The sequence below is a fragment of the Methylomarinovum caldicuralii genome (assembly GCF_033126985.1).
GTDB lineage: Bacteria > Pseudomonadota > Gammaproteobacteria > Methylococcales > Methylothermaceae > Methylohalobius > Methylohalobius caldicuralii.
Map to the genome: position 1 here is coordinate 181785 of NZ_AP024714.1, position 12388 is coordinate 194172.

At 59.9% G+C, this 12388-nt stretch carries 9 protein-coding genes; 1 reads left to right on the top strand and 8 read right to left on the bottom strand.

The window, feature by feature from the left end:
* Positions 1 to 113: 113 nt before the first annotated feature.
* Complete coding sequence (locus MCIT9_RS01015) at positions 114 to 1553, bottom strand: alkaline phosphatase family protein (protein ID WP_317705591.1); 1440 nt, start codon at positions 1551 to 1553, stop codon at positions 114 to 116.
* 34 nt (positions 1554 to 1587) lie between these two features.
* On the bottom strand, positions 1588 to 2322 hold the full coding sequence (locus MCIT9_RS01020) for an IS4 family transposase (RefSeq protein ID WP_317705592.1): 735 nt from the start codon (positions 2320 to 2322) through the stop codon (positions 1588 to 1590).
* 571 nt (positions 2323 to 2893) lie between these two features.
* On the opposite strand from MCIT9_RS01020, the gene ltrA (MCIT9_RS01025) reads away from it, so the two are divergent.
* On the top strand, positions 2894 to 4228 hold the full coding sequence (gene ltrA / locus MCIT9_RS01025; protein ID WP_317705110.1) for a group II intron reverse transcriptase/maturase: 1335 nt from the start codon (positions 2894 to 2896) through the stop codon (positions 4226 to 4228).
* 71 nt (positions 4229 to 4299) lie between these two features.
* Here ltrA (MCIT9_RS01025) and tnpC read toward each other — a convergent pair whose 3' ends face one another.
* The 6 genes from tnpC to MCIT9_RS01055 all read right to left on the bottom strand — a co-directional run bounded on the left by tnpC (position 4300) and on the right by MCIT9_RS01055 (position 12378).
* Positions 4300 to 5766, bottom strand: a complete 1467-nt coding sequence (tnpC, locus tag MCIT9_RS01030; RefSeq protein ID WP_317705593.1) for an IS66 family transposase — start codon at positions 5764 to 5766, stop codon at positions 4300 to 4302.
* Positions 5767 to 5887: 121 nt separating this feature from the next.
* Entirely contained in the window at positions 5888 to 7222 is a 1335-nt protein-coding gene (gene ltrA / locus MCIT9_RS01035; RefSeq protein WP_317704536.1) for a group II intron reverse transcriptase/maturase, read from the bottom strand.
* A 532-nt stretch (positions 7223 to 7754) separates the two neighbouring features.
* Positions 7755 to 8426 carry an IS4/Tn5 family transposase DNA-binding protein gene (locus MCIT9_RS01040; RefSeq protein WP_317706676.1) on the bottom strand — a complete coding sequence of 224 codons (672 nt, stop codon included), beginning with the start codon at positions 8424 to 8426 and terminating at the stop codon, positions 7755 to 7757.
* A gap of 290 nt (positions 8427 to 8716) precedes the next feature.
* Positions 8717 to 10030, bottom strand: a complete 1314-nt coding sequence (locus MCIT9_RS01045; RefSeq protein ID WP_317705594.1) for a glycerophosphodiester phosphodiesterase family protein — start codon at positions 10028 to 10030, stop codon at positions 8717 to 8719.
* Between the two features lie 76 nt (positions 10031 to 10106).
* Positions 10107 to 10832 carry a hypothetical protein gene (locus MCIT9_RS01050; protein WP_317705595.1) on the bottom strand — a complete coding sequence of 242 codons (726 nt, stop codon included), beginning with the start codon at positions 10830 to 10832 and terminating at the stop codon, positions 10107 to 10109.
* Positions 10833 to 10908: 76 nt separating this feature from the next.
* Complete coding sequence (locus MCIT9_RS01055) at positions 10909 to 12378, bottom strand: alkaline phosphatase PhoX (RefSeq protein WP_317705596.1); 1470 nt, start codon at positions 12376 to 12378, stop codon at positions 10909 to 10911.
* Between the last annotated feature and the right edge of the window lie 10 nt (positions 12379 to 12388).

The following is a 12388-nucleotide window of genomic DNA, read 5'->3' on the forward strand; positions in this document are numbered from 1 at the left end:
ATTTTTCTGAGAACTCCGGGGGCGCCAGCCAAAGATTACCAATGTGCCTGGGGAGAACTTTCCGTCATTGTAGTCGCAGAAAATTTTTATCCTTGTGCTTACCAGAATTCGCCTCATCGCCGCCTTGCGGCTGGATCAATGCGGGATGCGGCCCTCATCACGTGAAAGATGACATTCTGTTCCTGCACGCCATGCACAAGATAAGCCCCCGCACCTGTGGCATAGATGGCCACGTCTTCACCTGCATGGGTTTCCGCCCCCAGAGGAACAAGCGCTTCCTGATGATAGCCCTCATCAGTGGTATCGATGGCACTCAGGTCATGGCGGCCGGCAGCGATGGGGTATTCATAACGGCTGTCGCCCCCCGTCTTCAGGAACGCGAATCCACGTCCATTGGCATAGGACAGCGTGGTGTAGGGCAAACCGTCGGCGGCAAGTTCCGGTTCCGATTTCGCATTACCAGAGGCATCATTACCCACCACCTTGCCCAGGATGGGATTGCCGCGGGTGGGATAACCTCCGATCGTCAACACGTGACTGTGATCGGCGGTGACGATAATGAGGGTTTCGGCAGGATCGGTTTTCTGCATCGCCACCCTCACGGCCTTGGCTAGCTCGATGGTCTCATCCAGGGCCCGGAAAGCGTTGCCGGCGTGATGGGCATGGTCGATCCGCCCACCTTCCACCATCAGAAAATACCCCTTGGGATTTTTCTGCAGGATATCAATTGCCTTGGCCGTCATTTCCGGCAGCGTGGGTTCGCCACCGGCGTCGGCAGGGCGGTCATGGTGGTATTTCATATGGGAGGGTTCGAACAGTCCCAGGAGATGCTCGACCCCGGCCGGGGCGACTGCCTGAAACTGGGCCTGATTCCAGACATAAACTGCATTCGGATGGCGTGAGAGCCATTCCCGGGTCAGGTCGCGTCCGTCTTCGCGTTCGCCGGCCTGACCGGGATATTCGGGATCGGCCTTCGTGTGGGGCAGAAAACCGCGCCGCCCCCCTCCCAAAACCACCTCGATCCCATCACCATAGGGAAACTCCAATAACTGGCGGGCAATATCCTTGCATCTTGCAGCCTTGGCAGCCTCCGGCATGTTATGGTCGTCCTCCCAATTGCGCTCCGGGACGTGGGCATAGGTCGCCGCCGGTGTGGCATGAGTCACCCGGGCGGTGGAGATCACCCCGGTGGCCATACCGGCCATTTCCGCTTCTTCGAGAAAGGTTCTGAGTCCGTGGCCTCGAGCGCTGGCGCAATCGCCACGGATCACATTTTCATCGACACCGATGACGCCGGCCTTGGTTTTGACCCCGGTCATCATGGCCGTCATGGTGCCGGCAGAATCAGGCGTCTGCTGATTGGTATTGTAGGTTTTCGACAGCGCCAGATAAGGGAACCTTTCGAAGCTGAGGAAATTCTCCTCTCCCGGTTCACCGCGCCGTTGGCCCTCAAAAATCCGGGCTGCCGTGACAGTGGAAATACCCATGCCGTCACCGATAAACAGAATGACGTTGCTGGCCTTTCCGCGATTGGGGCGCAGACCTTCGGCCACCCTATTACCCGTATCTTCCCCCTTCTCATAGGAATCAATGTCTTATCCGTTTTCTCTGAGGGAACTTGATCTCGGCCGCCCGGATGGCGGTCACGGCCTCCACGTAGGCGCTCAGTTTGGTCATGCCCTGCCACAGGGCTTTGGGACCGGGCGGGGGATCGTTCTTGCGCCCCAGCCAGCCGCCAAAGCCGGCCACGATGCGGACGATGGCGCCCAAATCCGGCGGCGTCGCGGGCGGCGGGGTGCGATGGTGGATGGCCCAGGCGGTCTGCCATTCTTCGACAGAGAACACCACTTCACAGCACCACTCGGGATGTTCCCGCCCGAGCGTCATCAGCATCAGGATGCGCCAGGCGACGATCAGATACAGCACCAGGGCCCGTTCCAGGCGTTCCCGGGTGCGAAGTTGCAGGGCTTCGATGCGGCAGCCGCTTTTGAGGATGCGGAAGTAGACCTCGATCCACCACCGTTTGCGGTACCATTCGATGCGCGCTCTGGCCTGTTCCAGGGTGGTGATTTCTTCGTTGGTGATCAGGCACCATTCGACCGCTTCCTGGCCTTCGGGGGGCGCCTCTTCCCGGGCCAGGATGACGGTGACTTGGGGACCCGGGCCGCTTCGGGTCTTCAGTTCGAGCCGGGCGAGCCGGATTGTTTGTGTGACCTGCCGGGCCGGGCGGTTGCCGCCGGCCGGCAGGTCAAAGGCGATCGTCCCCAACACCGGCTGGGCTTCGACCGCGGCCCGCAGTTTGCCATCGAGGTTACCGTTCATTGCGCCAGGCCAAGCCTGGAGAAGGAGGAAGTTATGTAGAAGGAAAGACATCGCTGAAACCTTCAGAGCGACCTGACAGGTGCAAGTCCTGTCCGGCCAAGGCTGGCCACCAGCCGGAACCGAGTGTTGCGTGGTCGAGGAGCGATCCCGACTGCGAAGCGTACACAGGGGGCCTGTAGGCCGCGTGATGGAGCCTCGAAAGTACGGAATGCGGAGCCGACGTTGTTGAACGGACGGAAGGCAACAGGGGTGGTGCTGTACTGGCCTGGCATCATCCCTCCGCCGGGGTCGAAGAGCGGGGCATGCAGGGCAAGGGTCGCCCAGGAACCTGGGAGGGCTCGAACACTCCCTGCGGGAAGAGCGGTGCGGGCGCCGTGTGAGAAAAGGTCCAGGCCCATCGGAGCGGTGTCCGGCCGATGGGAGCGAACGGGACACGAAGCAGGGTACCGGCGCGCGAAGGCGACGAAGCGCGCTGGGAAGGTGATCGAGCAATCGGAGCCTGCTGATAGTACCTGAGAAGTCGGGGAACCTGCCCCAAGGGACCCGATGGAGGGAAGCGGCAGGTCGGACGATGGGGCTTTCGGAGGGACAGATGGCCGGGACATCGAGCCAGGAGAACATCTCAACACGACAACGGAAGCTAGCGGAACTGGCCCGGATCGAACCGAAGCTGGAACTGACCACGATTGCCCACCACATCGACGTGGTGTGGCTGGAAGAAGCCTGGCGGCGCACCCGCAAGGACGGGGCCGCCGGGGTGGACGGCGTGACTGCATCCCAATACGCAGCCGACTTAGAGGAGAACCTGACGCGCCTGCTGGAACGGTTCAAGACCGGCCGGTATCGGGCGCCTGCGGTACGGCGCGTCCACCTGCCCAAGCCGGGAACGGGAAAGACCCGCCCGATCGGCATTCCCACGCTGGAAGACAAGGTGCTGCAACGGGCGGTGCTGATGGCGCTGGAACCCATCTTCGAGCAGGACTTTCTCGACTGCACCTACGGGTTCCGGCCCGGACGCAGTGCCCACCAGGTCCTGGAGAGGCTATGGGGCGGGCTGATGGCCATGGGCGGTGGCTGGGTCATCGACCTGGACATCCAAAACTTCTTCGACGACGTGGACCGGGACCGGCTGCGGAACTTTCTGGGGCAGAGGGTGCGCGACGGCGTGATCTGCCGCGCGATTGGTAAATGGCTGAATGCCGGTGTCATGGAAGGCGGACAGCTTCACTACCCCGAACAAGGGACACCGCAAGGTGGGGTGATCTCCCCACTGCTGGCCAACCTCTACCTGCATCACGTGCTCGACCTGTGGTTCGAGCAGACGGTCAAACCGCGACTGCAAGGCAGCGCCTTCGAAGTCCGGTTCGCCGACGATGCGGTCCTGGTGTTCGAACGGGAAGAAGACGCCCGGCGGGTATTGGCCGTTCTGGGCAAGCGCCTGGCCAAATACGGCCTGCGTCTGCACCCGGACAAAACCCGCCTGCTCGACTTCAGAAAACCCGGACGGAAAGGCCAGAGCTTCCAATACCTGGGATTCACCCACTACTGGGGACGCTCAAGGAAAGGGCGTTGGGTCGTCAAACGCAAGACCGCCCAAGCCCGGCTCAGCCGCTCCCTGCAGGCGATCAACCACTGGTGCCGGATGCACCGCCACTGGCCGGTTGCAGACCAACAAGCGGCCCTGAGCCGCAAACTCAAGGGGCATTATGCCTACTATGGGATCGTCGGCAACAGCCAATCGCTGGCCCGCTTCCTGTACGAGGTCAGACGGCGCTGGTACAAATGGTTGTCCCGCCGCAACCGGGAACGGATGAACTGGGACCATTTTGGGCGGCTGTACAAACGATACCCACTCCCCCCACCGCGCGTGGTTCACGGAATTGCCCGTTGCGTAGCGACGCCATAGTCCGAGGAGCCGGATGCCTTAATCGGGCACGTCCGGATCTGTGGGAACCGCGGGTGAGCAATCGCCCGCGGTCACCCGGCCGGGCTTGCCACTGGAAGTGGTTGAGGTTCCGGCAGGGGCAGGCGGAAGGTGACCTCGCCCTCTGCCATGCCCTGGGCGCAGATGGTCCGCAGGGTCTGATAGACGCCGATCTTGAGGCGCTTGCAGGTTTCGACCAGCGACAGGATCATGGGGCGGAAGCAGTCACCGCGATGCGACTGGCTGAAGAAACGGGTCTTGCGCCAGATGACATAGGGGCGTAGGGCACGCTCTGCCGTGTTGTTGGTCATCGGTACCCCGGGATGGTCCAGGAAGGTCCAGAACCTGGGAAAATCGTCCAACAACTTGCGGCAGCTGCGACCGGTTTTGTTGTCGCCATGTCTTTGGGCGGCCTGTTCCAGTTCGCGCCGGAAGAGGGCTTTGAGGCGTTCCAATCGCCTTCGGTAGCGGTCGGATGGGTAATGGCTCTGTTGCCAGAGCTTGCCGTAGTGAACCGTCAGGCGGGCGGCCCGGAGCAGGCGTTCGCCATCTTCGCCGGCCTGTCCCTTGCGCCCGGCGATCCGTTCCAGGTTGCGGATGAGATGCGCCCAGCAGTATTGGTGTGAGTCCTGGGGATGGTCGTTGTAGGCCCCGTGGCGGTCGGTCACCAGGATTCCCTGGAAATCCCCCAACAGCTCACCGGCCGCACCCTTGCCGCGGGAATAATGGGTCAGGAAATACGCCATCTGATCGGTCGTCAGCGCCCACAGCCAATAGATGCTGCGGCCCCGGTAGTGGCGGGTCTCGTCGGCATGGGCGATCAGCGCTTTTCTGACCGCCTCGCCAATCTGGTTGTAGACCGGACCCAGCCACGCCTGCAGCGGGATCTGGCTCTGGCTGATCGCCCCCAGGCTGAATTTCAGACCCCATTGTTCTTCCAGCAGCGCTTCGACTTCCCGCAGCGACAGGTGATAGCGCCCCGTCATCAAGCCAATCCACGCCACCAGCCCAGGTCCCATCTGGCCGCGGGGCACCTCATCCGGTAGCCGCCCCTGGTGCTTCTCACCACAACACCCACAGCGGCCTTCATACACCCGGTGTTCGACCACCCGGTAACGAATCTCGGGCAGGTCGAACACCTGATGGGGACGGAATCCCCGCACCGCCACCGACCCACCGCACTCGCAGCGGCCATGGGGAAAGTAATGCCGGACCTCGTCCACTGCTTCTGCCGGAACCAGAGCCCGCTCGTGCCTGGGATGTCCCACCTGCGCCCCTTTCTTGCGTCCCGTCGGTCGCTTGCCCTTGCGCTCGGCGCGCTTCTTCGGGCTGTCCTGGGAAGGTGGTTGGGAGGAATTGTCGGACCCCAAGGCCAACTGTTCCTCCAGTTCTTCCACTCGCGCCTGGATCTGCTGAAATTCTCCCAGCGCCCGCCAAAGCGCTTCGATCACCCGGTGGCATTCCTCCACCGTCCCGGGCAAGGGAGGTGGGCGGCTCAGGTCCAGATCAAGTCTTTCCATGGCCCGTATTCTCTTGGTTCTTCAGGCACTTGGCAAGACCGGCCGGGTGACCGCGGGCGATTGCTCACCCGCGGTTCCCACAGATCCGGACGTGCCCGATTAAGGCATCCGGCTCCTCGGACTATGGCGTCGCTACGCAACGGGCAATTCCGTGAACCACGCGCGGTGGGGGGAGTGGGTATCGTTTGTACAGCCGCCCAAAATGGTCCCAGTTCATCCGTTCCCGGTTGCGGCGGGACAACCATTTGTACCAGCGCCGTCTGACCTCGTACAGGAAGCGGGCCAGCGATTGGCTGTTGCCGACGATCCCATAGTAGGCATAATGCCCCTTGAGTTTGCGGCTCAGGGCCGCTTGTTGGTCTGCAACCGGCCAGTGGCGGTGCATCCGGCACCAGTGGTTGATCGCCTGCAGGGAGCGGCTGAGCCGGGCTTGGGCGGTCTTGCGTTTGACGACCCAACGCCCTTTCCTTGAGCGTCCCCAGTAGTGGGTGAATCCCAGGTATTGGAAGCTCTGGCCTTTCCGTCCGGGTTTTCTGAAGTCGAGCAGGCGGGTTTTGTCCGGGTGCAGGCGCAGGCCGTATTTGGCCAGGCGCTTGCCCAGAACGGCCAATACCCGCCGGGCGTCTTCTTCCCGTTTGAACACCAGGACCGCATCGTCGGCGAACCGGACTTCGAAGGCGCTGCCTTGCAGTCGCGGTTTGACCGTCTGCTCGAACCACAGGTCGAGCACGTGATGCAGGTAGAGGTTGGCCAGCAGTGGGGAGATCACCCCACCTTGCGGTGTCCCTTGTTCGGGGTAGTGAAGCTGTCCGCCTTCCATGACACCGGCATTCAGCCATTTACCGATCACGCGGCAGATCACGCCGTCGCGCACCCTCTGCCCCAGAAAGTTCCGCAGCCGGTCCCGGTCCACATCGTCGAAGAAGTTTTGGATGTCCAGGTCGATGACCCAGCCACCGCCCATGGCCATCAGCCCGCCCCATAGCCTCTCCAGGGCCTGGTGGGCACTGCGTCCGGGCCGGAACCCGTAGGCGCAGTCGAGAAAGTCCTGCTCGAAGATGGGTTCCAGCGCCATCAGCACCGCCCGTTGCAGCACCTTGTCTTCCAGCGTGGGAATGCCGATCGGGCGGGTCTTTCCCGTTCCCGGCTTGGGCAGGTGGACGCGCCGTACCGCAGGCGCCCGATACCGGCCGGTCTTGAACCGTTCCAGCAGGCGCGTCAGGTTCTCCTCTAAGTCGGCTGCGTATTGGGATGCAGTCACGCCGTCCACCCCGGCGGCCCCGTCCTTGCGGGTGCGCCGCCAGGCTTCTTCCAGCCACACCACGTCGATGTGGTGGGCAATCGTGGTCAGTTCCAGCTTCGGTTCGATCCGGGCCAGTTCCGCTAGCTTCCGTTGTCGTGTTGAGATGTTCTCCTGGCTCGATGTCCCGGCCATCTGTCCCTCCGAAAGCCCCATCGTCCGACCTGCCGCTTCCCTCCATCGGGTCCCTTGGGGCAGGTTCCCCGACTTCCCAGGTACTATCGGCAGGCTCCGATTGCTCGATCACCTTCCCAGCGCGCTTCGTCGCCTTCGCGCGCCGGTACCCTGCTTCGTGTCCCGTTCGCTCCCATCGGCCGGACACCGCTCCGATGGGCCTGGGCCTTTTCTCACACGGCGCCCGCACCGCTCTTCCCGCAAGGAGTGATCGAGCCCTCCCAGGTTCCTGGGCGACCCTTGCCCTGCATGCCCCGCTCTTCGACCCCGGCGGAGGGATGATGCCAGGCCAGTACAGCACCACCCCTGTTGCCTTCCGTCCGTTCAACAACGTCGGCTCCGCATTCCGTACTTTCGAGGCTCCATCACGCGGCCTACAGGCCCCCTGTGTACGCTTCGCAGTCGGGATCGCTCCTCGACCACGCAACACTCGGTTCCGGCTGGTGGCCAGCCTTGGCCGGACAGGACTTGCACCTGTCAGGTCGCTCTGAAGGTTTCAGCGATGTCTTTCCTTCTACATAACTTCCTCCTTCTCCAGGCTTGGCCTGGCGCAATGAACGGGTACGCCATCGAGGGGGTCATTGAGCTTACGGTCGTGCTGCACCCGGATCAGGTAATCGGCGGCAAAGCCCAGCTGTTCGGCCCGGTCGATCAGGGCCCGAAGGTCACCTTCGCGGTCGGCGACATACACCAGCCGGGTCTCGGGCGCCAGGGCGGCCATCTCGGCCACCCGCTCATAACCTTCCACCCAACGCAGGCTTTCGGCCAGGTCCGGTTCCCCCTTGGGCAAACGCGCCCAGTGCCAGCAGTCGGTCACCCCCAGGGCCACGCCCGCCTCACTGATCACCAGCGTCGGATGCAGGTACAACCCCTGACGCTGCTCGTAATTCAGCCGTCCCAACCCCGCCATCGACGGCCGCCCGGAATAATCCAGCTCGGTGGTGTCCTGCAGGCACAGCACCCGCGACTGCTGCCGGATCCGTTCCAGGGTCGGCACACTGTGGGCCCGCAACACCTCCCGAAAATCCAGCCTGGCATTGTCCAGCAGCCGGTAGGCCGCCTTGGTCTCCGCCCAGCCACCCCCGCAAACGTTGGGAACGCTCGCCATCGGATCGTTTGCCATCGCTTCTATCACCCGGCACAGCCGCCGGTTCAGGCGGGCATCGCCCAGCGCCAGGGAAAAAATTCTTGTTCAGCCCAGCTCATGTCAACGCCTATCCAAAGAAATCAATATCTTACTACAGGGGCGAGAGATGTGGGTAATAGGGTGACCTTCGGCCGCTTCAACGGCCTGGGCACCCGCCAGATACCAATCAGCGGCTGACGGCGTCTGAAGGGGAGCGATGGGTGAGCATGCAGCCAAAAGACTCGCCGACATCAGAGTTAATGGATTGAAAATATTCACTTTATTTTCAGTTGACGAAAAATGCTGGATCGGAAAAAAAGCCTTCCCTGGCAACATGTCGTCCTTAGCCTTTAATCAAGTTTCATGCAGTTGGCATAGAAGGTAACGGTGGCAGGCCAGTCCGAAAAAATCCCTAGGATGCCTACCTTTTTAGCCAACACATCCAGAGCCTCATACATATCTCCTTGTTTCTGGATGGCCTCGCCAATGGTTTGGTAATACCACGTGACGTTGCCATTGTCATCCACGGCGCCCTGGCGCAAATCGGACCGTTCGAAGGTCCAGGCAATGATATCTAATCCGGCGGCCCTGGCACTTTTGGCATAGATCGAGGGGACGATTTTACCATTGCTGTCCAGGGCCAGGAGCATCCATAGGGGGGGAGATAAGATTTTGACGCCTTGTGCGACCAGCTCTTCCATGGTCGGATGCCACGTGCTCGGGTCGGTATGATCGAAAGCCGGATCGTCGTAGCGCCCGTCGAGATAGACCGCCTGTTCGCCGAATTCGGGTTCGTGATTGATCCAATAGACGATATCGCCGAGATTGAACGATTGGGCATACACATGACCGGGAGGAATGCCGGCGTCCTTGTATTCGTCGATCATTTTCTGGGCGTAATCTTCCTGAGTCAAACCATCGAAGGGCATCGGCACGCTGGGGCTTTTCAGCTCGGGCGTAAACTTGACACCCAACTGTTTGAACAATTCGATGCTTTCCTGGTGAGTCATCACCGTTCCATAGCTATACAGGTCAGTCCGCCAGTCGGGGGTGCCCAGGAGATATTCCCCGGGTGTCCTGGCCCGTGGGTTGGCGCCATCCATCTTGGCCTTCAAGGTTTTGAACTCCGCCAGGGTGATGTCGCTAGTGCAGCATTTGGCGGTTGCTGGCTGGATCAGATTGCCATCGGCATCGAACTGGGCTGGCTGGAACGGCTCGCTGCATTTACCGCCCAAAGGCGTGGCAACAATATTGGTCGTGGTGTGCAGGTCACACTGTGAGTGACGGCAGACCAGTTCCTTGTCCTTGGTGAAGGTGACATCGCACTCGACGATGCCGGCACCCATGCGGGCAGCGGCCTCATAGGATTCCCGGGAATGCTCCGGAAACTGCATCGCGGCGCCGCGGTGACCGATGGAAAAATCGGTTTTTCTGAATATCGGCCTTTGCTTGGCACAGCGTTGCAGTTTTTCCTTGAGTGGCCCCTCGTTCATGTCGTTGATCAGGAAAAAAGGACGCGGGCCGAGCTGGATCCGTTGGATCTTTCCTCGCAGATGATGCCCTTGAGAGTCGGCAGCGGCGGGCAATGGGTGGATAATACTAAGGGTCAAGGCCAATAGTGTACCGATTGAAAACTGTTTCTTGATCGAATCCAGGGTGATCATGCTCGCCTCATTGGTGTTTGTTTCAAGACTGAGGGGGGAACGCCTGCCCCCCCTCATTCAATGGCAAAATGACGGTTTAATTGGCGCGTCTGCCCAGCCGCAGCACCAACCCCAGCCCCGGCGCCAACAACCAAAAAGTGGCCGGCAGTGGTACCGTTGCCCGTTCGGCGAAGCTGTCGGAGAGCGCGGTCAGTTGCAGGAAGCCGACTTGGCCATCCTGAACATCCAGCAAAATACTCAGACTCCCGACTGCCGTGGAAGGATCACCCGGCAGTCCTGTACTGAAAATATCGATAGAATCACTATTGCCAGAATCTTCATCGAGCAATTCGGCGAAAGCAAAAGCCGACACGATACTGCCGGCCGGATCGATTATTCCCAGATCCAGATCATAATCCACCTGCACCAGAACCTTTCCGCTGCCGCTGGCAGTATATTCCAGTTCATGGATCGAAAGAGCATCCGCCCAACCACTTGGATCTCCGACACTGGTTTGGCTTACGACCATCTCCTGATCGGCATATGCCGAGGCTTCGGTAAACGAGCCATTGTCGGAAAACAGCGACACCGGGTCACTACCGTCGAGAAAATCATTGCTGCCATTGATGTCGGTTTCGACCAAACTGTAACTATAATCAGGATTGAATGACAACGAGGCACTGCCGGACTGCGGTGTGACGGTCAGCGAGGTTATATCGATAAACGCCGAACTGCTGACCGTGGCTGCCCAGCTACTGGCACTGGTGAGCACAACGGCAGTCGCCCACAGGCCCTGACGAATAACGGATTTAAGACTTTTCATTCTGAATACTCCTAACAATTGATTGACCAAGGGAAAGGCCCCGCCCAAAGGTGGGCGGGGCTGTCGTCAAAGTGATTTACTGGCCTTGCGGCGCAGGCAGCATGCCCGGATGGATCTTGAATCCGGTAATTTTGATGATATCGTCGGTGTTGTAATCATCGACCGGACCACAGTCACTTCCGGGTGGGCAGTTGCTGTCATTGGAGTGCTGAATGGCCAAGTAGGCGGTTTTACCGTCAGCTGAGAAACCGAAACCGGTAGGTTCGGCGGTTTCATCCCGAACGGACAGGATTTTTATGCAACCGTCAGACTTGATGTTCCGATCGGCACCATCCGGCAGACAGGCGAAAATGTCTCCATGAGAATGGTCCTCGATCACATAAAGATTACCACTCAAGGGCTGGAAAGCCAGATTGTCGAAGGAATTGAAATCTTCATCCCCTTCGATAAAACGATTGACAACTACGCTGCGGGTATCGGGATCGGCCAACAGAGGGTCGCTGTCAACCCCACACACAACCTCCGCATAATTTTTTGCGCCTTCATTACCGGTATTAGCCCAACAGAAGCGGACGCCAGGACCTTGGTAAGTTGGATCCCGATGCAGATCTTCGGGACGGTAGTAACCGGTGGCGCCAACGGCATCGGCATCATCCCTTGCATTGCCGGGGGTCACTTCTACCCAAGCGGCATTTCCCACTTCACAACCCTGACCGAATTGCTGTTTGCTATCTCTACAGCTCACTTGCATCGCATAGACTGTACCTGAAGCCAGTGGCGATTCAGTTAGATCTTGGATAGGCCCTCCTGTATGGGGAACACTAGGCACGAATTTCAAAATTGCCCCGCCATCCTTATCAGGTGTACCGGTACCCGGGCGGAGTTCATCCCCAGCGATGACCACACCGGATTCGAGGACTGTGAGACCTTCCCAAGCCATGGTAGGCAGGTTGGTACGTTTGACGACGTGCGTTGGATCATCATTGGCACCGGTATTACGGTCAATGATGGTAGCGTTGGTACCCAGCGGGTCAAGAATTTCGTAGGCGCCACCATCGGTGGCTTCCTCAGTGGCCAGGATCGTACCCCATGGCGTCAGGCGGATACCATCACATCGGCTCATGCCGGAAACCAGTGTCGTAACAGTGCCGGTGTTGATGTCGATGGCCTGAACTGACGGGTTAAATTTCCCAGGGGCAATTTCTTCCCTGGCTCCTTCAATACACCAGATAGTGTGAGTAGGGTTTTCTTTGGATGGCCAGAAAGCAAACATATCCGCTTTATTTCCAGCTTGCCGGGTCAGTATTGTCCCTTTCAATCCCGGGGCCAGCTCGATGAGATCTTCAGCAGTCTGGCCAGGCTCACGTGCCACGTGAGTTGATGCGCTTTCGGGAAGCGGTTTGACAATTCCAAAATACTTGAAAGCCTGAGCTTTCAGTAGATGTTCCACCTTGGCGCCAAAATCGTTGGCGGCCAGAACAGGCGCGGCCATGCCGGCGGCAATCGCCAAGCCGAGTAGTTTTGATGGGTTCTTGAATGTTTTCATAGTGGTAACT

Bases quoted from the DNA above. Each gene is read 5' to 3' on its own strand.
- MCIT9_RS01020 (WP_317705592.1), bottom strand. From the start codon at position 2,322: ATGAACGGTAACCTCGATGGCAAACTGCGGGCCGCGGTCGAAGCCCAG.
- ltrA (WP_317705110.1), top strand. From the start codon at position 2,894: ATGGGGCTTTCGGAGGGACAGATGGCCGGGACATCGAGCCAGGAGAAC.
- tnpC (WP_317705593.1), bottom strand. From the start codon at position 5,766: ATGGAAAGACTTGATCTGGACCTGAGCCGCCCACCTCCCTTGCCCGGG.
- ltrA (WP_317704536.1), bottom strand. From the start codon at position 7,222: ATGGGGCTTTCGGAGGGACAGATGGCCGGGACATCGAGCCAGGAGAAC.
- MCIT9_RS01045 (WP_317705594.1), bottom strand. From the start codon at position 10,030: ATGATCACCCTGGATTCGATCAAGAAACAGTTTTCAATCGGTACACTA.
- MCIT9_RS01050 (WP_317705595.1), bottom strand. From the start codon at position 10,832: ATGAAAAGTCTTAAATCCGTTATTCGTCAGGGCCTGTGGGCGACTGCC.
- MCIT9_RS01055 (WP_317705596.1), bottom strand. From the start codon at position 12,378: ATGAAAACATTCAAGAACCCATCAAAACTACTCGGCTTGGCGATTGCC.